Origin of the sequence: Limosilactobacillus reuteri (assembly GCF_020785355.1) — a bacterium.
Taxonomy (GTDB): domain Bacteria; phylum Bacillota; class Bacilli; order Lactobacillales; family Lactobacillaceae; genus Limosilactobacillus; species Limosilactobacillus reuteri_I.
Genome location: NZ_JAJGVH010000084.1, coordinates 1 through 25743 on the forward strand (window position 1 = coordinate 1; position 25743 = coordinate 25743).

The following is a 25743-nucleotide window of genomic DNA, read 5'->3' on the forward strand; positions in this document are numbered from 1 at the left end:
CTCGTATTCTATAAATATATCCTTACGGATTTTGCTACATTACAACTTGTTTTCTGGTCACCGCATGATAACCTCTAATTATCATTGGCTTTGGTCAACTGGTATAGGTTAATACCTCCTGTAGTTTTTAACTACTTATGAAGTCTGCCGCCCAGCCAATCTACTGATTTTCGAACTCACATGCTGTATCGATTAGATAGTTTACTAATTCAGAGTAGGATTAGGTGCAGCTTTAACTCTCTAACCAATGAATACTGATACTTGCGAGGATGTTTTTAGTGATTGTAATTAGGGGCTATCATGCAGTGATCAGATTAAGACCAGTAAATTTTAATGAAAGGAGGCCATTCCAATGAAACTTTTTGTCGGTATTGACGTTAGCTCAAAAGATTTAGTAACTTCAATGATTTCTGAAGAAACAACTGAAGTTGTTTTCCATGGTAACTTTGTTAATGATTTGAAAGGCGCAACAGAATTAAAAAACATGATTATCGATACGGCGAATTCAAATCATCTCGACCAAGTTGTGATTGGCATGGAAGCCACTTCCATTTACAGCTTTCACCCAGCAATGTTTTTCCAAGAAGACTCGGACCTTAAAAAGTTCAATACACAATCCGTGGTTATCGATCCTAAGAAAACTAAGCGCTATCATGATGTCTTCGCTGAAGATAAAAATGATCAAATCGACGCTTTTTACATTGCTGACTTCCTACGTGTTGGACGCTATTCAGTAGGGATTGTTCGTCAAGAGAACTACATTGCCCTGCAACGCTTAACGCGTTCCCGATATGAGCTTGTTCAAAGCTTAGCTCGGGCTAAGCAACACTTTATTGAGAACCTATACTACAAGCTCAATAAATTAGTAATTTCTGATGAACTGAATACTTCTATCTTTGGTTCAACGATGATGAGTCTGCTAACTGAAGATATGACTACTGATGACTTACTTAATCTTTCGATTACTGATTTAGCCGATTATCTGAATGAACACGGCCGGGGTCGCTTCGCGAACCCTGAAGCCTTGGCGAAAATAATTCAAAAGGCAGTTCGTGCTTCTTATCGTTTAGACAAAGTAATTGCTAATTCAGTTGATACAGTTCTCTCCGTTTATGCCGAGGAAATTAAAGCTTTTCAGAAGATGATTAAAGACCTCGACAAAGCAATTGAGAAAGTAGTTCAAGTAACTGATGAAGAACAGATTTTGCGCTCCATTCCCGGAATTGGACCAGTATACGCTGCTGGTATTTTAGCTGAAATTGGTCAAATCGAACGATTTGATAATGAAGCTAAATTGGCTAAATATGCTGGGCTTTCCTGGCGAGAAAAGCAGTCCGGAGCTTACGCTAGTGATAATACTCCGCTCAAGAGAACTGGTAATGCTTATCTTAGATACTATTTGGTTGAAGCTGCCAACAGAGTTAGAATCCAAGATCCAGTTTTTGGTGAATATTATCGGCGTAAATATCAAGAAGTAAAGCATACCCCATCAAAACGCGCTCTCGTCCTTACCGCACGTAAACTTATTAGGGTGATTTTCTTCCTACTCAAAAATCATCAAATCTATCAGGAAAAGAGGTAATTGGTATAGGAAGATAAACTGATTCTCGACGCTTAGCTTTTAAAACACCTTGGGATCAAGGCTTATTTAAGTGCGTCAAAAATCTGGTCAAAACAAGTTTGTCAGTGATAATTTTATCTTGACTTATTACCACATGACTTAATGAAAACTTATTATTAGTTAATAACAATTGTACAACAGGAACATGGTATAATTTAATTAACAAGAAGGAGCATGCAAATTATATGGAACAATTAACATCAATTCATAATCAGCACGTTAAAGATTGGAAGAAGCTGCAAACCAAAAAAGCACGACGGCAGACTGGTACTTACCTGTTAGATGGCTGGCACTTAGTTCAAGAGGCATCCAAAGCGGGGATCGAGCTTTTAGAAGTAGTCGGGACAGCTGAACAATTAGCTGCCCACCCAGAGCTTGAAGGAATGGCTAACGCAACTTATGAAGTTACCGAAGAGATCATGAAGCATATTACTGATACGGTAACGCCTCAAGGGATTGCCGCAGTTGTTGCTTTACCAGATTCTCATCGTTTACCAGCAGGGCCATTGCATGGGGCATGGCTTTTCCTCGACCGGGTTCAAGATCCAGGAAACGTGGGAACAATGGTGCGGACAGCAGATGCCGCTGGGTTTACTGGAGTAGTGGTTGGACAACGCTCAGCAGACTTATTTGGTCCCAAAGTTGTTCGTTCAATGCAAGGAAGTCAATTTCACCTTCAAATGTTTGAGGGTGACTTAAGAAAGTGGATTGATGATTTTAAATCAATCAATGCTCCGGTGTATGGAACACAACTGAATCCCCAAGCCAAAAACTTTCGGACTGTTGATCCTGGTGATACTTTTGCCTTAATCATGGGCAATGAAGGGCAGGGGATGAGCGATGACCTTCTTTCACAGACAACTGATAACCTCTATATCCCAATGCGTGGTGAAGCCGAATCGCTTAACGTCGCTATCTCTGCAGGAATTTTAATGTTTCAGCTTAATCAAAATCTAGATTAAATTAATTTATTTTCTCGTTAAAATCGTGTATGATAATTGCAATAATATAGAAAAGGGGTATTACATGAAATCAAAAAATGAATGGCGCACCGATAAAGAGTATGTTTCAATCGTTGCCGATCTTTTAGCCCAGCCAGCTGTTCAAAAGCTAGCGAACTATACTCAGCATCATCACTCTACCCGCCTGCAACATTCTATTGCGGTTTCGTATGATAGCTACAAAATTGCTAAAAAAATGCATCTTGATTATCGCAGTACTGCGCGGGCAGGCCTCTTGCATGATCTCTTTTATTATGATTGGCGGACGACTAAGTTTAATCTAGGGACTCATGCTTTTATTCATCCCCGAGTTGCATTACGCAATGCGGAAAAGCTAACCCCGTTAAATAAAAAAGAAAAGGATATTATCCTTAAGCATATGTTTGGCGCAACGTTGGCAGTACCACGCTATCCGGAGAGCTTGATTGTATCGCTAGTTGACGATTTCGAAGCAGAGCATGAGTTCTTTGGACCGCTACGTGCAAAAATGCGTCGGAAGATTAAGAAACGTCGGATGCGAACAACTTGGTAGAGGAGAAGGAGAGTTAAATTATGGAACAATTAGTAGCAGAAAAGGCACTTGATGAAGACTGTAAACTTTGTCCAAAATTTACACGTACGTTTATGATCTTGGGAAAGAAATGGAACGGATTAATCATTGAGGTGCTACTTAAAAATGGCAACATGCGGTTTAAGGATATTGCCAGTAGCATTGCGAAGTGCAGCGATCGGGTCTTATGCGAACGATTAAAAGAACTTGAAGACGAACAAATTGTTGTTCGGAACACTTACGAAGGTTCTAGTCGGGTAGACTATTCGCTAACTGAACGTGGTCAAGAATTGCGTCCAGTCATGGAAGCTGTTCACGCATGGAGTGACAAGTGGATTTAAAAATAACGCTTGACGCCTTACAGATGATTGTCTAGAATATGTAATTGAATTAAAAGCGATGATGAGAGCTAGTAGCTAAACGATCCTGTTAGAGAGTTGCAACCATGAGCTGAGAATTGCAATCAGTGATCTAAGGCGAATTTCACTTTCGGAGCTGATACGTAATGGTATTCCGGCCAATCACCGTTATTGATTACTAGAGTGTGTAGGATTTTCCCCTACAAACTAGGGTGGTACCGCGAAGCCTCGTCCCTATATTGGGATGAGGCTTTTTTTGAATTAAGGAGTGAAAATATGGGACTAAGAGAGAAATTAGCCGAACTTCGTGAAGAAGGATTGCAAGATATTAAACAATCAGAGGATTTAAAACGAATTAATGAAATCCGCGTAAAGATGCTGGGAAAGAAGGGGCCTATTACTTCGGTTCTACGGGGCATGCGTGATCTTAGTGCTGAAGAACGGCCTAAAGTAGGGCAATTTGCTAACAAGGTGCGGGATGAATTATCAGCTGCGATTGAAGAAAAGCGTGCTGAGCTAGAACAAGCCGCTATGAACGCTAAGTTGGCAGCCCAAACAATTGATGTTACTCTTCCTGGAACACCAGTAGCACAAGGACAACCTCATGTTATTCAACAAATCATTGACCAAGTTGTGGACTTGTTTGTATCAATGGGGTATGAAGTAGCAGTTGGGGATGAAGTTGAACAAGAAGTTTATAACTTTGAAAAGCTTAACTTGCCAAAAGATCACCCCGCTCGTGACATGCAAGATACCTTTTATGTTACGCCATCTGTTTTGATGCGGACACAAACGTCACCAATGCAAGCACGGATGCTCGAAAAACATGATTTTAGTCAAGGCCCACTAAAGATGATTTCACCAGGTAAGGTTTACCGGCGTGATACTGATGATGCGACTCACAGTCACCAATTCCATCAAATTGAAGGGATGGTTGTTGGTAAAAATATTACCATGGCTGATTTGAAGGGAACTCTTGAGGCCGTTGCTCAAAACCTTTTTGGTGACAAGTTGAAGGTTCGCTTGCGGCCAAGTTACTTCCCATTTACTGAACCATCAGTTGAAGCAGATATTACTTGTTTCAACTGTCTTGGCAAGGGTTGTGCAATTTGTAAACAAACTGGTTGGATTGAAGTTCTTGGTGCCGGCATGGTTCATCCAAATGTGCTTAAGATGTCAGGCGTTGATCCAGAAGAATATGGCGGTTTTGCCTTCGGACTTGGACCAGATCGTTTTGCCATGCTGAAGTACGGTGTTGACGATATTCGTAACTTCTACCAAAATGATGTCCGCTTCCTTAACCAATTTGACCAGAAAGGATAATGTGAAATGAAAGTATCATATCAATGGCTTCAAGAATACCTTGATTTAGATGTTGCCCCTCAAGATTTAGCTGAAAAGATTGCTCGTACCTCTGTTGATATTAATGACGTTTACTCACTAAGCGACGGATTAAAAAAGATCGTTGTTGGGGAAGTAGTGCAATGTGAAAATCACCCTGACTCAGACCACCTTCATGTTTGTCAAGTGGACGTTGGCGAAGAAGAACCGATCCAAATTGTTTGTGGTGCTCCTAATGTTCAAGAAGGTAAAAAGGTAATCGTTGCTCTTCACGGTGCGCGAATTGCTGATAACCAAAAGATTAAGCGTGGTAAGATCCGTGGTGTTGAGTCAAACGGAATGCTTTGTGCTCTTCAAGAAATTGGTTTTAGCGACAAGATTGCGCCTAAAGATTACGAAGATGGTATCTACTTCTTACCAGACGATGCTAAAAACGGTGACCCCGTATTTAAGTACTTAGGGATGGACGACACGATCATCGATACAGACGTAACTCCTAACCGTGGAGATATGCTTAGTATTTATGGAAATGTTAATGATATCGCAGCCTTTTACGGGTTAAAGTCGCATTTTAAAGAAGTTGCAATTAAAGAAGAAGGGACTGAAAAGACAGCGGACCTTCTTCAAGCAGAAATTGCGGATACTAAGATTGCCCCAACTTATAAATTACGGGTAATTAAAGGTGTTAAAATTGCCGAAAGTCCATTATGGCTTCAAATTCGCTTATGGAACAGTGGTATTCGTCCTGTAAATAATGTCGTAGATGTGACTAACTATATCCTCCTTAAATATGGGCAACCCCTCCACAGTTATGATTATGACCAATTATCTGGTAAAAACTTTGGGGTTCGCCACGCTAATGAAGGTGAAAAGTTTGTTACGTTAGACGGGGATGAACAAACCTTAAAAGCAAATGATATTGTTGTAACTGTCGATGACCAGCCAGTTGCGCTTGCGGGAACGATGGGTGGAGAAGGAACTGCAGTAAGTGATGATACGACAACTGTTGCCCTTGAAGCAGCCATTTTTGATCCAGTAATGGTCCGGAAGCAAGCACGGCGCTTAGATCTTCATAGTGAATCTTCAATGCGGTTTGAACGCGGAATCAATCCAGCAACAGTTGAAACCGCATTGAATGAAGCAGCTGAGATGATTAAGGAGCTTGCTGGTGGAACGATTACTGCTGGAATTGTTACTGGTAGTGAAGCGCCAGCAGTTGATACCCCAATCAAACTATCCCTTGCAAAAATTAATCATGTTCTGGGAACTTCATTAACCATGGAACAAGTTACTGATATTTTTGATCGCTTGGCATTTGCTTACACTGTTGATGATGACGATCAATTAACAGTGATTGCCCCAGCACGGCGGTGGGATATTAGCCTTGCAGCAGATCTTTATGAAGAAATTGCGCGGATTTACGGTTATGATAACTTACCATCTACTTTACCAACAATGACACGTAATCGGGGAGGACTTACGCCACGTCAACGTTTTATTCGGGCAAGTCGTCATGACCTCGAAGGAATGGGCTTAATTCAAGCAATTAGCTATTCCCTTACAACTGTTGAAAAGGCTAAGCAATTCCAAATTAAGCCACTTGCTGAACCAATGAAACTTGACTTCCCAATGAGTTCTGACCATGTAGCTACCCGGATGAATATTGTTAGTGGCTTGCTTAATGATATTGCTTATAACGTGGCGCGGAATGTTGATAACGTAGCATTATATGAAGAAGGTCGGGTATTCTTGCCAATGGGGGATGAACGTCCAGTAGAACAAGAACACCTTGCAGCAGCTGTCACTGGTCAAATGGTAGCTAATAGCTGGAATAAGAAGGATCAACCAGTTGATTTCTTCCAACTAAAGGGGATCGTTGAACGTTACCTTAAGAATATGGGAATTGCTGGTAAGGTTGCTTATGTTCCAACTAGTGATCGGCCAGAAATGCATCCAGGACGAACAGCTGATATTACGGTTGATGACCAATTAGTTGGTTTCATTGGTCAAGTTCACCCACAAACTGCTAAGGAATACAAGATTCCAGAAACATACGTATTTGAATTAAATCTAGAATCATTACTAGCTGCACCAAAGATTGAAAATGAATATACACCTATTAGTAAGTATCCTTCCATCACTCGCGATATTGCCCTCTTGGTTGATAATGAGGTTGAAAATGCAACGATTGTAGAGGCTATTAAGCAAAAGGGTGGTGCTTACCTTAAAGACATTCACTTATTTGATGTTTATGCTGGTTCTCACCTTCCTGCTGGCAAGAAGTCATTAGCTTACACCTTAACTTATCAAGATGATAAAGGAACGTTGACTGAAGACCAAGTAAACGCGGCTTTCGATAAAGTTACTGCTTACTTGCAAGATAAGGTTGATGCAGAAATTCGTTAAAAATAAAAAAGGCTGGAATTTTTCAGCCTTTTTTTAGTGCAAATAATTATTTTTTACGTATTTATATTATAGGACTAATCGCTAAACTAATAATTAGTGGTTGAAGGACCTAAATTTTTCTGCTATTTTATTAATAGTTTGATAAAAAAATAAAAATATTTGATATGAAGAGGGATAAACGAAATAATGAAATCAACAACAAAGAAAATTCTTGCATCGTCGTTAGGGGTAGCTGGCGCAATGGCAATGGGTACTGTAACTGCTAAGGCTGATACCACTGTTACAGTCAATGCTGGCGATAGTTTAAACGGGATTGCTCAAAAGTATAATGTTAGTGCGGATGATATTGCAACCGCTAATCACTTGCAAAATAAAGAGTTGATTTTTGCAGGACAAAAGTTGACAATTCCAACCAAAGACAAAAATGAGACGCCTGCTAATAACACTGAGAAAAAGGATCAGACCAACAAGAACAGTCAAAGTCTACAAGATTCTGTTAACAAGGCAATGTCTTATTTAGGAACCCCTTATGTTTGGGGTGGTAATAAGCCAGGTGGATTTGATTGTTCTGGGTTGGTTCAATATTGCTACGGTATTCCTCAACGGACGACGTATGAACAACAAGCTTTAGGACCACATATTCACGATAATGTCTTAAACGCGCCATATGGGGCCCTTGTTTTTTATGGTTCTGATGATGCGCCATACCACGTCGCTATTTCACTTGGGGACGGTCGGATTATCCAAGCACCAAACGAAAATGAAACAGTTAAAATTACTGACCAACAATACTTCCCCGGAAATTACTATGTTGTAATGCATTAATCTTCTCTTTTCAGCTCGCCTTTAATAATTTAAATTAGTAATTATCTTGCGCATTATAAAAGAGTGCTATATACTATTTCAGATTAGAAAGTTTTATGAGGGAGACAAATTGATGAGTATTCAACAGAATAAGCGTCCAGTAGTTATTGGTGTTACAGGTGGTTCCGGTAGTGGAAAGACAACAGTAAGTAATAAAATCTATGACCAATTGCATGGGCAAGCGATCCAGATTATTAACCAAGATACTTACTATAATGATCAGTCAGATATGACAATGGATGAACGTAAAGCAGTAAATTATGATCATCCACTTGCATTTGATACAGATTTTTTAATTAAGCAACTAACGGATTTGCGAAGTAATAAGGCTATTGAGATGCCTGTATACGACTATACACAATATACGCGTTCAGACAAAACTGTTCACGTAGAACCAACTGATGTCATTATTTTGGAAGGGATCTTAATTCTTGATGATGAACGTCTACGGGATTTAATGGATATTAAGGTTTACGTTGATACAGATGATGATATCCGGATTATTCGTCGAATTCAACGTGATATGGTAGAGCGTGGGCGGTCTCTTGACTCAATTATTACTCAGTACCTGGCTACGGTAAAACCAATGTACCATCAATTTGTTGAACCAACTAAACGCTACGCTGACATTATTGTGCCAGAAGGTGGCGAAAACCAAGTTGCAATCGACCTGTTGTCTACAAAAATCCGCGATATTTTAGTGAAACGTGGACATACAGAATTACAATAGGTATTTACAAGCTAAAGTAGAAATGGTAATGTTGCACTGGATAAATTATGAGGAGTGTTTATAATGGCTGAAGAAAAAACTTTTCCAATGACCCTTGAAGGGAAGAAAAAGCTTGAAGATGAACTTGAAGAATATCGCTTGAAGCGTCGACCAGAAGTTATTAAGCGGATAAAGATTGCTCGTAGTTATGGTGATTTATCTGAAAACTCAGAATATGAATCAGCAAAAGATGAACAAGCAATGGTTGAAAGCCGGATTGCGCAAATTGAAAACATGCTTCAATATGCTGAAATTATCGATAACGAAGATGTTGATAAGGATGAAGTATCAATGGGGCGGACAATTACTATTCAAGAATTGCCAGATGAAGAACCAGAAGAATACCAAATTGTTGGTGAATCAGAATCTGATCCATTTAACGGTAAGATTTCTAATGAATCTCCAATGGCAAAGGGATTACTTGGTCACAAAGTCGGCGAAGTAGTTGAAGTTGAAGTTCCTAATGGGACAATTAAGTTAAAGATTGTCAAGGTTGATTAATCAATAGCTTTTAAGCAAGAGGGAGCGAGGGACTGTGACATAAGTCCCTCGCTCCCTCTCGCTTTTCTTATTGGTATTATTGCCCTACTGTGCTATAGTAAGGTGTATGAAAGCGATGTCAATAGACGTTGGAGGAAAGCAAAATGAAATTGATTATTACTGATGCTGCAAGTCAATGGTTTCGTGATGAAATGGGATTAGAACCTGGGAATGGAGTAAAGTTTTACGGCAAAACTTATGGTCAGACTGAAGTCCATCATGGTTTTTCGCAAGGATTTACTCGTGAAGATAAGCCAGTTGACCCGATTTTAGAGGTAAAAAAGGATGGCATTAATTACCACATTGATTCGCTAGATGAATGGTTTTTTAAGGATCTTATCACTACTGTTGACTATGATCCGCAAGCAGACGGACTGGTATTTCATTTTCAACATGAAGATGGCGATACGCCTGACGTAGCTGGATTTGTTAATGACGCTGATGACCATTCCGATAATAAGGCTGATGCCTCTACTGGAGCATCTCAGCATTAATTTTTATATAGTGAAAAAGCTCTTTAGCATACACTATCCAATGATAGTATGCTAAAGAGCTTTATTGCTAGTCAAACCTTTATTGCTAATCAAATATTGTCCTTGTTTGATGTTCTTTCTTAACCCACCAACCAGTTAAACCGAGACTTATAACTGTAATTATAAGCCCCAGAATGAGGAACGGTGGCCGATAATAAAATTCAACCCGATGCTTTCCGGGACTCATTGGAATAGCCATAAACGTATTAAGCACGGTCTGTGGAGTAGTTGACTTGCCATCTACCTTAACATGCCAACCTTTAACAGCTGGGATAGTGGTCATCAATACTCGCTGATTACGATGGAGATTGACCGTTCCAATGATCTGATTGCTACGGTATGAACTAATCTTTAAGGGGGATTCTTGGAGAGTCTTTAAACTTGCCATAAATGGTCGTTGCTTTAGTTGATAAATACTAACATTTTGCATCCAAAGTGTTGCTTTCTTTAGTTGCAAATTAACGATGATTTTTTGTCCTTTTTGGTCATGGGCAACGTTGATTACTACCGTATTACGAAAGGTATCATATTGAGTGAACTTTTTGTTATTCATCGTAATTGTGGCATTATCCTCAACGTTTGGTCCGAGTGTTAAGTAGTAAGAATCATTAGTTGGCGGAATAAATTCTAGCTGAACTGATGCTGGTTTAAGCAGATTTTGCTTTCTAAAGATCGTACCAGTAATTTGCTTAGCGCTTTGAACATTATTGAATTTGACGGAATTAAAGTTTTGAACGGCAAATAATGAATGAAATGTTGGGCGACCGGCAAGTGTTTGGAAGATCTGTGACTGATAGTTTAACGGATCCATTGTCGTCCGTTGAAGGTGGAGGATGGCGGCATTAGCTCCAAACGCGATCGGAAGGGTATGTGGATTCTCACGGAGATTGACTGCCGAAGTTGATCCTACTAATGGGTAACTATACCAATCGGGACGGAAACCTGATAGGGGTAATGCCTGTCCAGCTGAAGTGTTCCGAGCGTTCATAGTGTATTTGTAACCAAGAAGCGCATCACTCACTTGAGTTCCATTAGTATACGTAACAAAGCCATCCCCGTCTGGCTGCCCAATTGCACCCATGAAGGCTGGGATTGGTGGCTCTAGGGTCGAACCAAAATGGTCACCAGAATTAAAGTCTGCTTGGAAGGGGTCATCCTTCGTTCGCATAAAAGTTTTGGCAACGCGGTAGAAGCCTGGATCATGTTTCTTTAGTTTTTCTACACTTTTATCAAGAGCGAGGGTGTAGTTGCCAAATTCAGGCTGTGAAACGTAAGAGATCTTATTAAGCGCCGTGTAACCACTCATAGAAATATCACAGACAGCAAGGAGAACAAGAAGAGCATCGTATAAGCGCGGTGAATTTGTTCGGGGAATACAAAGGCAGCTAACGGCGATTAACGCAAAGCATAAGCCAATATTCCGTTGATTGCTATTAATGTACGATAAGTTAAGCGTACCAACATACCAGTAAATTGCGATAATAAGCAGCGTCAGGATCATTGCACTGCGCTTTTTTATCTTGAAATCAGGTTGGAGTACTTTAGCAGCAAGATAGATGCACCAGAAAGAAAAGAGGTATGAGAAACGATAAGGGTACCAAACTGGAAACTGCCCGGCATGCCATAAAAGATCTAATGGTTCGTAACAGAATGAGAAGACAAAGAATATAGAAATGGCTGTCCCAATCAAACGACGACGAAGGTCAAAGCGATTATTGAAAAAGTAGAGACAAGCGCCGAGCATTAATAGCATTCCAATATAAATGTTGGGCTGACCGCTTGGCATTTGATTAAAATTAAATGATCCGGGGACAAGTTTCCCAAGCATTTTAGGAGCAAAGTACTCAAAACGGCTGTGAATCTTGGTTTCAGTGTAGGTCCCTTTACTTTGCATTAAGGCATAGAAAGTTGGCAATAAAATGACTGCTGAAATACCCGCCGCAAGCAGCGAACTGCCGAGATAGCGGAGAAAGATCACTCCCCGTTGTCGCCATGACGCCAAAGCTGGTGTTTGCCAGAGGAAAAATAGAAAAGTAAAGATGGCAATCATCCAGCCCATATAATAATTATCAATCAGCATTACGGCTAGCCAAGAGATATAAGTTCCAACACGATTTTGATAAATAAGTTTGAGGAGCCCCCAAATAATTAACGGCAAAAGTATTAAAGCATCTTGCCAAATCATATTTAATTGGTTGGCAATCATCCAACCATTCATTGAGTAAACGGTACTGAAGGCTAAAATCCGCCACCCCTGTTGTAGCTCAGTTTTTTGCATTAACCAAGCAAAACTCAATCCTGCCAGACCATAGCGGACAAGCGTCACGATGGTTATCCCACTTGCAAGATGTTGGGCGGGGAAAAATAACAAAATTAAGTTTAATGGACTTAACAGGTAATATGCATTAGTTCCAAACATTTCGCCACCCAGCCCTTTGCTAAACGAATAAAAGAAACTGCTGGGATGGTGGAGAATGGTATTTCGAAGGTAACTGAAAAAATCGACATATTGTTGACCGAGATCAACGGTTAATAAGCTGCTTTTGCCAAAGGGAGTCATTTGACGGTATGCAAAATAGCAAGCCATCAAAATAACTGGTAACAGGAAACTTGTAATCAAAATTTTGCGTCGATATAAACGATGATGTTGATATAAAAACACAGCAAAATTCTCCTTCTCTCAATTAAATAGACACATCCACATTATCATATCCTTTTTGAAAATGATATTCATTACTATTGTTCATTAAATTTCATTAAATCATTGGAATAAATTCTTCATTTCTTATAAAATAAAGAGTATTATTTTCACGTTAGTAGTGGTAACTATCTGTTAAAGCAGGTAATTTTTGTTAAAATAGATTCACTACGATGAAGGAGAATTATAAAACTGTGAAATTCTTTGATCGAATAATGAACTTATTTGGTTCACGTACCAAAAAGCGTCAAAATGCGCAGTCAATTATTCCATTCCGGCTGAACATGCTACTATGGATTGTTGGTATCTTGTTATTAGCGTTAACTATTCGACTGTTTTATCTTCAAGTTCTGCAAGGAACATCATTTAAAGCGGAAGTAAAGCGATCAGATACAACAACGCAGACAAATAACGTACAACGGGGGATGATTTATGATTCGCAAGGGAACGTCCTTGTTGGTAATCAGACTCATCAAGCCATTACCTATACTAAAGGGGCCAATGTAACTACTGATCAGCTCTATCAGATTGCTAATCGTTTAGGAAAATATGTGTCTGTCTCTAATAAGAATTCACGCTTAACTGATCGAAATGAAGAGGATTATTACCTTGCTGATAAAGAGCGGCTTAAGAGTGTTTTGAAACATGTCAAGACTTCAGATGCAGATTCTGAAGATACTAAATATGATAAGGCTCTCGAATATTTGAGCAAGCATCCTGATTCATGGGAGCTTACAGATCAGCAAAAGAATAATGCCCGAATTTATGCGGCAATGAGTGGAGCATATTCCCTTTCGACAACTTATATTAAAGAAACGGGTGTTAGTGCTAAAGAGCTTGCAGCAGTTGGGGAACACCTGAATGAAATGCCGGGGGTAAAGATCGGCACGTCTTGGACTCGTAATTACCCCCAAGGCACAGATATTCAATCGTTAACAGGAACGGTCTCAACTACTGGTTTGCCAAGCGATGAAGTTAACTCATTGCTTGCTCAAGGATATTCTCGAAATGATAGCGTTGGACAAAGTTATCTTGAAAAGCAGTTCCAATCAACCTTAGCCGGGTCGAAGTCGCAAACTGAGGTTACTACTGATGGAAATGATGTAACTAAAGAAAAGACTAAGTACCCTGGTAAGAAGGGTGATAACCTTGTATTAACGATCAATTCAAAATTCCAAAAGCAAGTTCAATCGATTTTGAAAAACAATTACTCGGCTGCCGGAAACCAGTACTCCACTGGGGTGTATGCAGTGGTAATGAACCCCAATACCGGTGCAATTTATGCGATGGCTGGAATTGACCGTGACCCAGAAACCGGTAAAGAAACCCCTGATGAAATTGGTGCTATCAACCACCCAATTACGATGGGGTCAGTTGTAAAGCCGGCGATGGTCATGGGGGCATTAATGGATGGTGTAATTACGCCAACAAATAATACCTTAACCGATATGCCAATTAAGCTTGCCGGAACTTCATCTAAGGGATCATGGTTTAACCATGGTGGATCAGCAAATATGGCAATTAATGCAGCAACGGCCCTTGAAGTTTCTTCCAACTCCTACATGATGCAACTGCTCATGAAAGAAGCGGGGATGAAATATACACCAAACGCGCAAATTACGATGAAGCCAAGTATTTTTGCTAAAGCGCGGGGGTACTTCAACATGTTTGGACTAGGGGTTAAAACTGGAATCGACTTGCCTGGCGAAACAAGCGGTTATACAGGACCTGCTGACCAAAAGCATATCGGTTCAGCACTTGACTTGTCATACGGTAACTATGATGGTTATACTTTGATTCAACTTGCCCAATATATGTCGACGATTGCTAACGGTGGTAACCGGATGCGACCATACATTGTTAAAGAAATCCGTGGTACTAAATCTAATGGTCAACTTGGAGCTGTCGAATATACGACTAAACCACAAGTTCAATTAACCATTCCTGCTTCTAAGGATGACTTTGATGTTGTTAAACAAGGGCTTTATCAAGTGGTTCATGGTTCTAACCGTTATGTTACTGGTAAAGCGTTGGCATCTGTTAAACCATCCGTATCTGGTAAGACGGGGACTGCCGAAACCTACTACAAGTCGCATTCAACGACCACTTTAAGTTTTGCAGGTTATGCGCCATCTGATAATCCACAAGTCGTAGTTGCATTGGCTATTCCAGGAGCTTCAAATTCCGATGGTGGGGCTAACCTTACAATGGCAAAACAAATTTTTGAAGCCTACTGGAAGACTGTTCAGAGTCCTAAGGGTTTTGGTGACTAACGAAACTGTCAAGGAAATTTCCTTAACAAACTTTGATAAATTACTAGCCAAATAGAAGAATAAATGATATAGTTGTACGAGTTAGGGTTACGATAAATAACCACGTTAAATAAAAGAAATAGTTTGGAGGTCAAAATAATGCGTGTCAACATTACACTTGAATGTACTTCATGCCACGAACGGACTTACTTAACTAGCAAGAACCGTCGTCATAACCCAGATCGTCTTGAATTAAACAAGTACTGTCCACGGGAACAAAAGGTTACATTACATCGGGAAACTAAGTAATGACCATATAAAGGAGCTGGGAGACCGGCTCTTTTTATTTATTTTTATAAAAAAACGCTTGCATAAATTCACTCAAGCGGTGATAATAAAATCTGATACCGTTTGTTACTTCACTATAAAGGAGCGGTCATAACATAATGGCTTATTCAAAGAAAGAGTTACGACAAGCATATATTGCGCGCCTTCAACAATTAGATTTAAATACCCGTCTTTACGAAGAGCGAAAATTAGCATCTTTGCTATATGATCAACCTGAATGGACAGGGGCTAAGACAATTGCTGTTACTTTAAGTCAATCTTTTGAAATTGATACTGCACCTATTATCCTTCATGCGCGTCATAAGGGCCAACAGATTGTTGTTCCACGAACGCTGCCACATCGTCAAATGGAATTTGTTGAATTAAATGAGGATACCGATTTCGACGAGACGTCTTTTGGTATTTTAGAGCCACATGATGGCAAAGTTTATTCTCCAGATGAGATTGATTTGATGGTTGTTCCTGGAGTAGCCTTTACCGCATCTGGTAACAGGTTGGGCTTTGGTGGCGGTTATTATGATCGTTACCTAAAAAACTATAAGGGTCCTAAAGTTTCAATGGCATTGACAACGCAACTGGCTGAAGAAAACGAATGGGAACCAGAAGAATTCGATCAGCGGATAGATAAAGTGTTGTATTTACCGGAGATATAGAAGATGCGGACGCAGGGACTAAGATTAGCGCCCGTGACGCTTACCTTAATAATTTTTCAGGTATTAGTTTATTGCTGGTTAGTTTATGCAGGTGGCTCAACTAATACAGTAACCCTCCTTAACATGGGTGCTCGTAGTACGCCCTTGATCAGGGAAGGTGAATGGTGGCGCTTAGTATCACCTGTGTTCCTTCATGTTGGTTTATCACACTTAGTAGTCAATAGCGTTACGCTTTTATATATCGGCCGTTATATTGAAGAATTTTTCGGTCATTGGCGAATGGTAGTCATATACTTTGTCAGTGCGCTTTTTGGTAACTTTACCAGCGCGGTCTTTATGCCATCGACAATTTCAGCTGGTGCTAGTACCGCTATTTTTGGATTATTTGGCGCATTTTTAATGTTAGGCGTTTGTTTTCGCCATAACGTTATTGTTCGCGTCTTAAGTCGTACTTTTTTGTTATTTGTTATTATTAATATTGTGATGGATTTTTTCCTGTCAAGAGTTGACTTGATAGGACATATTGGCGGCCTTTTTGGTGGCTTTTTCATTGCATTTATTGTTGGTGCTCCCATGCTAGGAACTGTTGATCACCTAAAACAGTTTTTAAGTGGAGCTGTATTAACGGTAAGTTTGGTAATTTTGACTCTAGAATTGAAGTGATAATTTATGGCGATCGCCTCAAGAAACTACCGCACACTATACGATGTTCAGCAACTATTAAAAGAATTCAACGTGTTTGTATATGTTGGTAAGCGCCTGTATGATATTGAGTTAATGGCCATTGAGCTTGATAACCTCTATCAATCAGGAGTTGTAGATAATTCAACTTATACAAAAGCAAAGATTGTTTTGCGTAAAGAACATCGTGAAGAACAAACGAGAATTAAAAGGGGTAAACTGTATTAAACCTTACCCAGGAAAGGAATCATTATGGCTAAGAAATTAATTGGTGTTGACCTTGGTGGTACTACTATCAAGTTTGCAATTTTAACGGAGAACGGTGAGATTCAACAAAAGTGGTCTTTACGGACTAACATTTTGGATGATGGTTCACACATTGTGCCAGACATCATTAACTCAATTAATCACCACCTTGATTTATACAAAATGTCTCGAGACCAATTTATTGGAATCGGAATGGGAACTCCCGGAACAATTGACCGTGAAAAGGGAACTGTTATTGGTGCCTACAACTTAAACTGGAAGACAACGCAAAATGTTAAAGAAGACATTGAACAAGGCACTGGGATGCAATTTGCTCTGGATAACGATGCTAACGTTGCCGCACTTGGTGAACGTTGGAAGGGTGCTGGTAATGAAGGTGACGATGTTGCATTTATTACTTTAGGTACCGGTGTTGGTGGTGGACTTATCTCAAATGGTAAGCTTATCCACGGTGTCGTTGGTGCCGGTGGTGAAGTTGGTCACATGATTGTTAAGCCAGATGGATACCTTTGTACTTGTGGAAACCATGGATGTCTTGAACAATATGCATCTGCCACTGGAATTGTTCATATCGCTCAAGATAAAGCGGAAGAATATGAAGGTAACAGTCGTTTGAAGGCAATGATCGATAACGGTGATGAAATTACAGCCAAGATTGTCTTTGACCTTGCTAAGGAAAATGACTACCTTGCTAACACTGTTGTTGATGAAGTTTGCTTCTACCTTGGTTTGGCAACTGCCAACTTAAGTAACGCATTGAACCCTGAATACCTTGTTATCGGTGGTGGAGTTTCCGCAGCTGGTGAATTCCTTTTGAAGCGGGTAAAGCAAAACTTTGAAAAATTTGCTTTCCCAACAGTTCGGACTTCAACTCAATTGAAGTTAGCTGAATTAGGTAATGATGCTGGTGTTATCGGAGCTGCTTCATTAGCTCGTCAGTTTGTAAACGCAGATTAATTTGTAAGGGGAAATGATCGTGGTACTTGGAGTTAGCTCTGGCTTGATGATTCTTAATGCAGTCATTATAATCATCTTGTTAGTATGGATTTTTAGCTGGGCATTTCAGACTTACCGTCGAAAGAGATATGCAACTGTCCTTAGTCAAGATGACTTTAAGCAAGGAATGCGAAAAGCACAGGTTATTGACTTGCGACAAGAAAATGACTTTAAACAAGGACATATTCTTGGTGCACGTAACTTGCCTTATCCGTATCTTCGTCAACAATATGGCGAGTTGCGGAAGGACTTGCCGGTTTACTTATATGATGAAGGAATGACATTGAGTACCCAGGCCGCTGCATTTTTAGGTAAGCATGGGTATAACCACCTTTATATCTTAAAAGATGGTTATCGTGCATGGGATGGTAAGACTAAAAAGTCCAAGTATTAAGAAAAGTATCTTACATGCTTTTTGTCAGGATGGTTGATGATTCTAACCAATTATTTGCTAATGCTTAGAATCTAGCCTCTTGTGAAATTTAACCAATAAGAAAGAGGCTGGGAGAAAAATTTGTTTTCTCCCAGCCTCTCTATTTGAATCTTAAACGAAATTAAAGTTGGTGTGCTGAGCGGCCCTTACGGATAGCAGCGCGACGGTTTTGATCAAACTTCTCTTCTTCTTCTTCCGCTGGCTTAATAACAGTTTTATGGAAAGTAAGAACCCCGCTAGCAATGGCAGCAACTGTTGCTAAACTACCAACTAAAATACCTTTTGCTAATTGTTTCATAACATAAAACCTCCTCGAATTTATAGGTTACCTCCATTATGCAAGAATTAATGGCGTTTTACCAGTGAGAAGGACAAGTTTTAGCATAAAATTTATAAAAATTGGAGAGTTAAGATGAATAAAGTAATCGCAATTGTCGGCCCAACCGCTGTAGGAAAAACTGCCCTATCAATAAAATTGGCACATGAATTTGATGGGGAAGTAATTTCTGGTGATTCAATGCAAGTTTATCGCCACCTTGATATCGGGACGGCAAAAGTTACTCCTGAAGAAATGGGGGATGTGCCGCACCACCTCATTGATATCTGCAATATTGAAGAGCGTTTTTCTGCTGCTCGTTTTAAGAAACTTGCTGACCAAAAAATAGACGAAATAGCTCAACGTAATCATTTGCCGATCATTGCAGGCGGAACTGGATTTTATCTTCAAACCTTAACGGATAACCTAGCATTAGGAAGTGACCAGTTTGATCAACAAACGCTTGAAATTCGTAACCATTGGAAAAAGGTTGCTGAAGAAAAGGGAGCCGAGTATGTCTGGGAACAATTAAACAAGTTGGATCCAGTAGCCAGCACTCGGATCCCCAAGTCTAATACTCGTCGGGTAATCCGGGCTTTAGAGGTAATCAAAAAAACGGGTCAATTATTTTCCCACCAGCCTCAGTTCAAAGCAACAAATGATTTCCTCTTAATTGGCCTGACTACTGAACGCCCTGTTCTATATGACCGGATCAATAAGCGAGTTGATTTGATGATTCAAAACGGCTTGTTAGAAGAAGCAAAATGGTTATTTGATCAAGGAGGGGAAGATCTGCCAGCAGGTAAGGGGATTGGTTACCATGAACTATTTCCTTATTTTCGTGGCGAGATTAGCCTTGACGAAGCGGTTGAAAAAATTAAGCAGGATTCTCGCCATTATGCCAAACGACAGTTAACGTGGTTTAGAAATAAGGCTGATACTCACTGGTTTGATATTTTGCGTCATCCAGATGATATTAATCAAATTAAGCAATTTATAAATGATTGGTTAAAAAAATAAAGTACGGAAGGAAAGATTTTTTTAATTAAAATAAAGCTCTTAAATAGAATTGACTTATGGCCTGTCTATTGTTATTCTAAGTCACAGTGTTAAGGAGAGAAGCAGATGTTAGATGGATTGGTATAGTCATCTATTTCTGTGGAGATTGTATGAAAGGGAATGAAATTTTATGGGTAAACACGTATTTACAAAAGATGAAGTTCGCCAAATGGTAAAGGATGAAGATATCCATTTCTTACGAGTTATGTTTACTGACCTATTAGGAACGATTAAGAGCGTTGACTTACCAGTTAGTCAGTTAGATAAATTGATGGATAACAAAATTATGTTTGATGGTTCTTCAATTGATGGATTTGTTCGGATTGAAGAAAGTGACATGTATCTTTACCCAGATATGTCCACTTGGCTTGCATTCCCTTGGGGTGCTGAACACGGGAAGGTTGCGCGGGTAATCTGCAGTGTTTACAAGACTGATGGCACGCCATTTGAAGGTGACCCACGTAACAACTTAAAGCGGGTGCTTGAAGACATGCGGAAGATGGGCTTCAAAGACTTTAACATTGGACCTGAGCCAGAATTCTTCCTCTTCAAGACTGATGAAAAGGGTAACCCAACTACCAATCTTAACGATAAAGAAAATTACTTTGACATGGAACCGGCAGATCCTGGTGAAGACTGCCGCCGTGATATCGTTTTAGCTCTTGAAAAGATGGGCTTTGATGTTGAAGCAGCGCACCATGAAGTTGCTCCTGGTCAGCATGAAGTTGACTTCAAGTACTCAGATGCTTTAGAAGCCGCTGATAACATTCAAACATTTAAGTTCGTGGTTAAAACAATTGCGAAGAAGTACGGTTTCCATGCTACCTTTATGCCTAAGCCGCTTTCTGGTATTAACGGTTCAGGAATGCACCTCAATATGTCATTGTTTAGTCAAGATGGCACTAACGCCTTCTTTGATGAAAATGATAAAGATAAGCTTTCCGCAACTGCTTACCATTTCTTGGGCGGTTTGATGAAGCATGCACGGAGCTACACTGCAATTTGCAACCCAATCGTCAACTCCTATAAGCGATTGGTTCCAGGTTATGAAGCACCGGTTTATGTTGCATGGTCAACTTCTAACCGGTCACCACTTGTACGAATTCCAAGTGATCGTGGAATGGGAACACGGCTTGAGTTACGGTCAGCGGACCCATCAGCTAACCCTTACCTTGCAATCGCTGCTGTTCTTGAAGCTGGTTTAGATGGTTTACGCAACAACTTACCACCAATTCATAATGTTGATGAAAACATCTATACGATGACGAAGGCCGAACGAGCTGAAAAAGATATTCGCGATTTACCAGATACTTTACACAACGCATTAAAGTCTTTGGCTAACGATGAGGTTATCAAGGGTTCAATGGGTGAACACCTCTACAACAGCTTTATGGAAGCCAAGACCCGTGAATATGCTTCATATCGTCAACACGTTTCTGACTGGGAACGGCAACATTACATGGAACAATACTAATCAATAACAATAAGTTAATAAACAACGAAAAAACACTTATGCAGGATTACTTGCTAAGTGTTTTTCATGCGAAATCGACTAGTTAATTGACAAATATGCTGTTTCATATACAATTATATTTGTTGCAATAAAAGCGTGTTATTATAATATGTGTAGTACGTTTTTTAGGACTGCTAGTTGATCTAGCAACCAATTTTAAATCGGAATTATATTTCGATTAGTTACTAAAGGAGAGTCTTAGATCATGGATCAAAAGGTCAGAGTTCGGTATGCACCTAGCCCAACAGGTTTCTTGCATATCGGAAATGCTCAATCAGCATTATTTAATTATTTATTTGCACGTCACTTCGATGGAACGATGGTATTACGGATTGAAGATACCGATACCAAGCGGAACGTTGAAGATGGTGAAGCTAGCCAACGTGAAAATCTCCACTGGTTAGGAATTGACTGGGATGAAGGTCCAAATAAGCCAAACCCAAAGTATGCCCCTTACCGTCAAAGTGAACGAAGCAAAGAAGGTATTTACCACAAATACATTCAAGAATTGTTAGACAAGGGAATTGCATACAAGGATTACTCAACAGAGGAAGAATTAGCTGAGATGCGTGAACGGCAAAAAGCTAACAATGAACCGCCTCATTATGATGGTCGTTGGTATGGTAAGAGTGAAGAAGAACAAAAAGCGGCTGAAGCAAAGGGCTTAAAGCCAACTATTCGTTTCCACTTCCCTAAAGACCATGATTACGAATGGGACGATATTGCACGTGGTCATGTTTCATTTAACTCTGACAACCTTGGTGGTGACTTCATCATTGAAAAGAGTGATGGAATGCCAACATACAACTTTGCTGTCGTAGTTGATGACCACACCATGGACATTACCCATGTTTTGCGTGGTGCTGATCACATTTCAAATACGCCAAAGCAAATTGCTATTTATGAAGCATTAGGCTGGGATCACCCAACTTTCTGCCACATTCCATTGATCTTTAATCCAAAGACTCGCAAGAAGTTAAGTAAGCGTGATAAAGACACCCTTCAATTCATTAGTGAATACAAGAAGCACGGTTACCTTCACGAAGCAATCTTTAACTTTATTGCATTCTTAGGTTGGTCTCCAGTTGGCGAACGTGAAATTTACTCTAAAGAAGAGTTAATTAAGGTTTACGATCCAAAGCGGATGTCAAAGGCACCAGCATACTTCGATCAAAAGAAACTTGATTGGATGAATGCTCAATACATTAAGAGTATGTCGATTGATGAATTAACTGATCGGACAATGGAATTAATCAAAGAAGGCGAAACTGAAGAAGCTAAGCGCCTTCAAAGTATTCCAGAAGATCAATTGACTGAATTGCTTAAGAAGACAATTAAAGTTCATCAACGGGATGTTAATAAGCTTCTTGAAGTTATTCAATATGCATGGTCATACTACACAGTTCTTGACCAATCATTCAACTATGACTTGCTTAAGGATAACGAAGACTTCGCTAATGAAGATGTTTTAGCTGTCCTCAAGGGCTTAAAGGCAAAACTTGAAAACGGTGGCGATGACCTTGATTACAGTCAGGCTATTAAGGAAGTAGGTAAGGACACTGGCATTAAAGGTCGCGGTTTATACTTCCCATTAAACCTTGCCTTTACTGGTTCAACTTCTGCACCACAAATCTATGAGATCATGGATATCTATTCTCGTGATACAGATCTTGAATTGCTTGACCGGATGATCAAAGCATTTGAAAACTAACTTTATAAAATTGAGCATGAGGCTGAGAAAAAACTTTTGTTTTTTCAACAGCCTCGTTTTTTATACGAATATTGTTACGATATCGTGGAACTAGCTTCGCGTCGTAACTACAAGGCTCGAGGCTAAGTCCGAACGATAATCAGCCCGTGCCGTGCTAATCACCGTTCTATCCTTAGCCCACCGCCTTGTCTAGAAAGTTAATTCCCACTCACAATGCTTTTTCTTTTAAATTGTCATATAATTAAGGTATGTAGTTAGTAAAAAAGGGGATCTTAAGTAAAATGGTTGAAATGAGTGAACACATGCGGAAGATCTTAAATGATGTTCCAACGTTAAAAGTATTTGATTTTTCCCAATACGTTTCAAAAATTCCAGGAATTATTAAGTTTACAATTGGTGAACCTGATTTTGATACACCAGAATATATCAAAAAGGCCGGAATTGAGAGCATTGAAAATAATCGCACTCACTATGCTCCCCAACGTGGAACAGTGGGATTGCGTCAAGCGATTGCCGATACGTTGGCTAATAAATATGGCCTTCAATATGATCCTGCAACAGAGATTCTTGTTACAAACGGCGTAACGGAGGGGATTTCTGTTGCAATTACTGCAATTACTAATCCCGGAGATATAATTTTAGTTCCAACGCCTACTTTTTCAATCTACACGCCTGATGTAATGATTGCTGGAGGGACGCCAGTAGAAGTAGATACATCCAAGACTGGTTTTAAACTAACGCCTGCACTTCTTAAACAGTATCTAGATAAATATGGTGATCGAGTAAAGGGAGTTGTTTTTGTCAATCCTTCCAACCCGACTGGAATTGCCTATACTCAAGCGGAAATGAATGAGTTAGCAGCCTTAATTAAGGATAAGCCCATCTTTGCAATCTGTGATGAAATTTATAGTGAACTAAACTATGACGGTGAATACTCAAGCATGGCAAAGGTTATTCCAGACCAGACCATCTTAGCAAATGGTTTCTCTAAGTCCTATGCAATGACTGGTTGGCGGATTGGCTACCTTTGCGCACCAGCTAAAGTGACCGATTTGCTGTTCAAAGTTCATGCATTTGCGGTAACGGATATCGCAACATTTGTTCAAGACGCTGCAGAGGCTGCTTTAAAGGGTGGGGATGAAGCAACAAAGGAAATGGATGCCCAATATATCAAGCGGCGTGACTATATGTATAAGCGGCTTACAGAGATGGGCTTTGAATGCAGTCAACCAATGGGCGCGTTTTATATTTTTGCCAAGATTCCACCATTCCTTGATCAGGATGACAATAAGCTAATTTATCAACTTGCCAATGAAGCCAAAGTTGCTGTAACAGCTGGATCAAACTTTGGTAAGGGTGGGGAAGGATATCTTCGCTTTAGTTATGCTACAAGTATTGAGCAGATTAAAGCGGGGATGGATCGTCTCGCGGAATTTTGTAAAAAAGAACAAAATAATGTCTAAAAGAAAAGAGACAGCGGTGTTAACACATCTCTGTCTCTTTAATATATAAGTGAATTGCTTCAAAAGAGTTATTCGCTCAGTTTCTTGGCGTCAGCATCAATCTTTGCAAAACCAGAACCATCTGGCTTTTTGCTGCCACGCTTTTCCATAGCTTTACGAGCCATTTCCTTACGTTCTTGCTTACTAAGTGCCATAAATAACTTCGCCTCTTTTTCTGAAACGCTTCAACAATAACAGTTATTAACAAAAGTAAAATAACTGTTACTAATATTATAGTTCAGTCTATAAAAAATGCAATAATCCATCGATTGTCTAAACTATTAGTAGTGAAATAAACATAAAATTAGTTTTTACGTTTTTTCGAAACACTAAGTCCTAAAGCACTTAACAGACTTACAAAGCCCAAGCTAATAGTGCTGAGAATTGAATCAGAACCGGTTTGAGGTAACTTTTCTTGTTGCTTTTGATTTGAAGTATTAATCTTTGCCTTAGATTGGTTATCAGTAACTTTTCCAGTTGGTTGAATAAGATCTATACTTGGCGTATTAATGTTTATTTGATCAACTGGTTCTTGGACTTTATCGTTGTCATTAGTTTTTTGGTCATTGTCCTCTTTCTGGTTACCTGAGTTGTTAGTGTCCTTAATAGGGATATTAAGGTTTGGCTTAGCTTCATTAACTAAAGGATCACCAGTATCAGTAAGGTCTTTAATGACTGGGACATTTACAACCGGTTTATCTGGGTCAATGGCGATGTCAGGAGTCTTACCGTTAGGGAAGTGGAAACCTTTTGGTAAGTCAAGAGTGATTGGGTCACCCGGATTGCCAGAAACTCTCTTAATAACGGGGTTACCGTCAGGATCTTTAACTGGGTTGCCGTCTGGGTCAACAAAGTTAATGATATTAGCGACAGGCTTAGCTTCGTTAACTAAAGGATCACCAGTATCAGTAAGGTCCTTGATAACTGGGATATTTACAACCGGTTTAGCTGGATCAATAGCGATATCTGGGGTCTTGCCATCAGGGAAGTGGAAGCCTTTTGGTAAGTCAAGGGAGATCGGATCACCAGGGTTGCCAGAAACTCTCTTAATAACGGGGTTACCGTCAGGATCTTTAACTGGGTTGCCGTCTGGGTCAACAAAGTTGATGATATTAGCGACAGGCTTAGCTTCGTTAACTAAAGGATCACCAGTATCAGTAAGGTCTTTAATGACTGGGACATTTACAACCGGTTTATCTGGGTCAATGGTAATATCAGGGGTCTTACCGTTAGGGAAGTGGAAGCCTTTAGGCAAGTCGAGGGAGATCGGGTCACCAGGATTACCAGAAACCTTCTTAGTAACGGGGTTACCGTCAGGATCTTTAACTGG

At 39.8% G+C, this 25743-nt stretch carries 25 protein-coding genes and 1 other annotated feature; of the genes, 21 read left to right on the forward strand and 4 right to left on the reverse strand.

Annotated features, from left to right (window positions below):
* Nucleotides 1-352 precede the first annotated feature (352 nt).
* From LMB56_RS09900 to LMB56_RS09945, 10 genes are all read left to right on the forward strand, one after another.
* Nucleotides 353-1582, forward strand: coding sequence for an IS110 family RNA-guided transposase (locus LMB56_RS09900; RefSeq protein ID WP_229282092.1), 1230 nt, complete (start codon nucleotides 353-355; stop codon nucleotides 1580-1582).
* Between the two features lie 224 nt (nucleotides 1583-1806).
* Nucleotides 1807-2583, forward strand: a complete 777-nt coding sequence (locus LMB56_RS09905) for a TrmH family RNA methyltransferase (RefSeq protein ID WP_003668462.1) — start codon at nucleotides 1807-1809, stop codon at nucleotides 2581-2583.
* A gap of 64 nt (nucleotides 2584-2647) precedes the next feature.
* Nucleotides 2648-3154 carry an HD domain-containing protein gene (locus tag LMB56_RS09910; protein ID WP_003668459.1) on the forward strand — a complete coding sequence of 169 codons (507 nt, stop codon included), beginning with the start codon at nucleotides 2648-2650 and terminating at the stop codon, nucleotides 3152-3154.
* 20 nt (nucleotides 3155-3174) lie between these two features.
* Nucleotides 3175-3513: a winged helix-turn-helix transcriptional regulator gene (locus tag LMB56_RS09915; RefSeq protein ID WP_066035875.1), complete on the forward strand. Its 339-nt coding sequence runs from the start codon at nucleotides 3175-3177 to the stop codon at nucleotides 3511-3513.
* Nucleotides 3514-3562: 49 nt separating this feature from the next.
* Nucleotides 3563-3770, forward strand: a binding site (T-box leader).
* A 37-nt stretch (nucleotides 3771-3807) separates the two neighbouring features.
* The gene (pheS, locus tag LMB56_RS09920; protein WP_003668455.1) at nucleotides 3808-4854 is read left to right on the forward strand and encodes a phenylalanine--tRNA ligase subunit alpha; all 1047 of its coding nucleotides are present in this window, start codon (nucleotides 3808-3810) and stop codon (nucleotides 4852-4854) included.
* Between the two features lie 6 nt (nucleotides 4855-4860).
* Complete coding sequence (gene pheT, locus LMB56_RS09925) at nucleotides 4861-7278, forward strand: phenylalanine--tRNA ligase subunit beta (protein ID WP_229283728.1); 2418 nt, start codon at nucleotides 4861-4863, stop codon at nucleotides 7276-7278.
* 186 nt (nucleotides 7279-7464) lie between these two features.
* Nucleotides 7465-8103 (forward strand): C40 family peptidase, encoded by a 639-nt coding sequence (locus tag LMB56_RS09930; protein ID WP_229283727.1) that lies wholly within the window; start codon nucleotides 7465-7467, stop codon nucleotides 8101-8103.
* A gap of 112 nt (nucleotides 8104-8215) precedes the next feature.
* Nucleotides 8216-8872: a uridine kinase gene (gene udk, locus LMB56_RS09935; RefSeq protein ID WP_019252478.1), complete on the forward strand. Its 657-nt coding sequence runs from the start codon at nucleotides 8216-8218 to the stop codon at nucleotides 8870-8872.
* A gap of 63 nt (nucleotides 8873-8935) precedes the next feature.
* Nucleotides 8936-9412, forward strand: a complete 477-nt coding sequence (greA, locus tag LMB56_RS09940) for a transcription elongation factor GreA (RefSeq protein ID WP_003664064.1) — start codon at nucleotides 8936-8938, stop codon at nucleotides 9410-9412.
* A 143-nt stretch (nucleotides 9413-9555) separates the two neighbouring features.
* Nucleotides 9556-9945, forward strand: a complete 390-nt coding sequence (locus LMB56_RS09945) for a HesB/YadR/YfhF family protein (protein ID WP_153702956.1) — start codon at nucleotides 9556-9558, stop codon at nucleotides 9943-9945.
* Between the two features lie 85 nt (nucleotides 9946-10030).
* Here LMB56_RS09945 and LMB56_RS09950 read toward each other — a convergent pair whose 3' ends face one another.
* Entirely contained in the window at nucleotides 10031-12646 is a 2616-nt protein-coding gene (locus tag LMB56_RS09950) for a YfhO family protein (protein ID WP_229283725.1), read from the reverse strand.
* Nucleotides 12647-12855: 209 nt separating this feature from the next.
* On the opposite strand from LMB56_RS09950, the gene LMB56_RS09955 reads away from it, so the two are divergent.
* The 7 genes from LMB56_RS09955 to LMB56_RS09985 all read left to right on the forward strand — a co-directional run bounded on the left by LMB56_RS09955 (nucleotide 12856) and on the right by LMB56_RS09985 (nucleotide 18273).
* Nucleotides 12856-14955, forward strand: coding sequence for a peptidoglycan D,D-transpeptidase FtsI family protein (locus LMB56_RS09955; protein ID WP_102816151.1), 2100 nt, complete (start codon nucleotides 12856-12858; stop codon nucleotides 14953-14955).
* Between the two features lie 138 nt (nucleotides 14956-15093).
* The gene (rpmG, locus tag LMB56_RS09960) at nucleotides 15094-15243 is read left to right on the forward strand and encodes a 50S ribosomal protein L33 (RefSeq protein ID WP_003664049.1); all 150 of its coding nucleotides are present in this window, start codon (nucleotides 15094-15096) and stop codon (nucleotides 15241-15243) included.
* A gap of 137 nt (nucleotides 15244-15380) precedes the next feature.
* Complete coding sequence (locus LMB56_RS09965; RefSeq protein WP_035156916.1) at nucleotides 15381-15935, forward strand: 5-formyltetrahydrofolate cyclo-ligase; 555 nt, start codon at nucleotides 15381-15383, stop codon at nucleotides 15933-15935.
* A 3-nt stretch (nucleotides 15936-15938) separates the two neighbouring features.
* Entirely contained in the window at nucleotides 15939-16598 is a 660-nt protein-coding gene (locus LMB56_RS09970; RefSeq protein WP_229283723.1) for a rhomboid family intramembrane serine protease, read from the forward strand.
* A 6-nt stretch (nucleotides 16599-16604) separates the two neighbouring features.
* Nucleotides 16605-16844, forward strand: a complete 240-nt coding sequence (locus LMB56_RS09975; RefSeq protein WP_003668441.1) for a YqgQ family protein — start codon at nucleotides 16605-16607, stop codon at nucleotides 16842-16844.
* A 24-nt stretch (nucleotides 16845-16868) separates the two neighbouring features.
* Nucleotides 16869-17840, forward strand: a complete 972-nt coding sequence (locus LMB56_RS09980) for an ROK family glucokinase (RefSeq protein WP_003668439.1) — start codon at nucleotides 16869-16871, stop codon at nucleotides 17838-17840.
* Nucleotides 17841-17853: 13 nt separating this feature from the next.
* Entirely contained in the window at nucleotides 17854-18273 is a 420-nt protein-coding gene (locus LMB56_RS09985; RefSeq protein WP_003672480.1) for a rhodanese-like domain-containing protein, read from the forward strand.
* Between the two features lie 160 nt (nucleotides 18274-18433).
* Here the strand turns inward: LMB56_RS09985 and LMB56_RS09990 are convergent, their stop codons facing one another.
* Complete coding sequence (locus tag LMB56_RS09990; protein ID WP_003664039.1) at nucleotides 18434-18610, reverse strand: DUF3042 family protein; 177 nt, start codon at nucleotides 18608-18610, stop codon at nucleotides 18434-18436.
* Nucleotides 18611-18724: 114 nt separating this feature from the next.
* Between LMB56_RS09990 and miaA the strand changes: the two genes are divergently transcribed.
* The 4 genes from miaA to LMB56_RS10010 all read left to right on the forward strand — a co-directional run bounded on the left by miaA (nucleotide 18725) and on the right by LMB56_RS10010 (nucleotide 24374).
* Complete coding sequence (gene miaA, locus LMB56_RS09995; protein ID WP_229283720.1) at nucleotides 18725-19648, forward strand: tRNA (adenosine(37)-N6)-dimethylallyltransferase MiaA; 924 nt, start codon at nucleotides 18725-18727, stop codon at nucleotides 19646-19648.
* 169 nt (nucleotides 19649-19817) lie between these two features.
* A complete protein-coding gene (gene glnA, locus LMB56_RS10000; protein ID WP_229273705.1) occupies nucleotides 19818-21161 on the forward strand; it encodes a type I glutamate--ammonia ligase in 1344 nt (447 codons plus the stop codon).
* 244 nt (nucleotides 21162-21405) lie between these two features.
* Nucleotides 21406-22911 (forward strand): glutamate--tRNA ligase, encoded by a 1506-nt coding sequence (gene gltX / locus LMB56_RS10005; RefSeq protein WP_153702952.1) that lies wholly within the window; start codon nucleotides 21406-21408, stop codon nucleotides 22909-22911.
* 281 nt (nucleotides 22912-23192) lie between these two features.
* Nucleotides 23193-24374 carry an aminotransferase class I/II-fold pyridoxal phosphate-dependent enzyme gene (locus tag LMB56_RS10010; RefSeq protein WP_229283717.1) on the forward strand — a complete coding sequence of 394 codons (1182 nt, stop codon included), beginning with the start codon at nucleotides 23193-23195 and terminating at the stop codon, nucleotides 24372-24374.
* A gap of 68 nt (nucleotides 24375-24442) precedes the next feature.
* On the opposite strand, the gene LMB56_RS10440 is transcribed toward LMB56_RS10010, so the two are convergent.
* Nucleotides 24443-24568: a hypothetical protein gene (locus LMB56_RS10440; protein ID WP_003664033.1), complete on the reverse strand. Its 126-nt coding sequence runs from the start codon at nucleotides 24566-24568 to the stop codon at nucleotides 24443-24445.
* 149 nt (nucleotides 24569-24717) lie between these two features.
* A partial coding sequence (locus LMB56_RS10015) for an LPXTG cell wall anchor domain-containing protein (RefSeq protein ID WP_229287867.1) occupies nucleotides 24718-25743 on the reverse strand: 1026 nt, incomplete at its 5' end.

Bases quoted from the DNA above. Each gene is read 5' to 3' on its own strand.
- LMB56_RS09900 (WP_229282092.1), top strand. From the start codon at position 353: ATGAAACTTTTTGTCGGTATTGACGTTAGCTCAAAAGATTTAGTAACT.
- LMB56_RS09905 (WP_003668462.1), top strand. From the start codon at position 1,807: ATGGAACAATTAACATCAATTCATAATCAGCACGTTAAAGATTGGAAG.
- LMB56_RS09910 (WP_003668459.1), top strand. From the start codon at position 2,648: ATGAAATCAAAAAATGAATGGCGCACCGATAAAGAGTATGTTTCAATC.
- LMB56_RS09915 (WP_066035875.1), top strand. From the start codon at position 3,175: ATGGAACAATTAGTAGCAGAAAAGGCACTTGATGAAGACTGTAAACTT.
- pheS (WP_003668455.1), top strand. From the start codon at position 3,808: ATGGGACTAAGAGAGAAATTAGCCGAACTTCGTGAAGAAGGATTGCAA.
- pheT (WP_229283728.1), top strand. From the start codon at position 4,861: ATGAAAGTATCATATCAATGGCTTCAAGAATACCTTGATTTAGATGTT.
- LMB56_RS09930 (WP_229283727.1), top strand. From the start codon at position 7,465: ATGAAATCAACAACAAAGAAAATTCTTGCATCGTCGTTAGGGGTAGCT.
- udk (WP_019252478.1), top strand. From the start codon at position 8,216: ATGAGTATTCAACAGAATAAGCGTCCAGTAGTTATTGGTGTTACAGGT.
- greA (WP_003664064.1), top strand. From the start codon at position 8,936: ATGGCTGAAGAAAAAACTTTTCCAATGACCCTTGAAGGGAAGAAAAAG.
- LMB56_RS09945 (WP_153702956.1), top strand. From the start codon at position 9,556: ATGAAATTGATTATTACTGATGCTGCAAGTCAATGGTTTCGTGATGAA.
- LMB56_RS09955 (WP_102816151.1), top strand. From the start codon at position 12,856: ATGAAGGAGAATTATAAAACTGTGAAATTCTTTGATCGAATAATGAAC.
- rpmG (WP_003664049.1), top strand. From the start codon at position 15,094: ATGCGTGTCAACATTACACTTGAATGTACTTCATGCCACGAACGGACT.
- LMB56_RS09965 (WP_035156916.1), top strand. From the start codon at position 15,381: ATGGCTTATTCAAAGAAAGAGTTACGACAAGCATATATTGCGCGCCTT.
- LMB56_RS09970 (WP_229283723.1), top strand. From the start codon at position 15,939: ATGCGGACGCAGGGACTAAGATTAGCGCCCGTGACGCTTACCTTAATA.
- LMB56_RS09975 (WP_003668441.1), top strand. From the start codon at position 16,605: ATGGCGATCGCCTCAAGAAACTACCGCACACTATACGATGTTCAGCAA.
- LMB56_RS09980 (WP_003668439.1), top strand. From the start codon at position 16,869: ATGGCTAAGAAATTAATTGGTGTTGACCTTGGTGGTACTACTATCAAG.
- LMB56_RS09985 (WP_003672480.1), top strand. From the start codon at position 17,854: ATGATCGTGGTACTTGGAGTTAGCTCTGGCTTGATGATTCTTAATGCA.
- LMB56_RS09990 (WP_003664039.1), bottom strand. From the start codon at position 18,610: ATGAAACAATTAGCAAAAGGTATTTTAGTTGGTAGTTTAGCAACAGTT.
- miaA (WP_229283720.1), top strand. From the start codon at position 18,725: ATGAATAAAGTAATCGCAATTGTCGGCCCAACCGCTGTAGGAAAAACT.
- glnA (WP_229273705.1), top strand. From the start codon at position 19,818: ATGGGTAAACACGTATTTACAAAAGATGAAGTTCGCCAAATGGTAAAG.
- gltX (WP_153702952.1), top strand. From the start codon at position 21,406: ATGGATCAAAAGGTCAGAGTTCGGTATGCACCTAGCCCAACAGGTTTC.
- LMB56_RS10010 (WP_229283717.1), top strand. From the start codon at position 23,193: ATGGTTGAAATGAGTGAACACATGCGGAAGATCTTAAATGATGTTCCA.
- LMB56_RS10440 (WP_003664033.1), bottom strand. From the start codon at position 24,568: ATGGCACTTAGTAAGCAAGAACGTAAGGAAATGGCTCGTAAAGCTATG.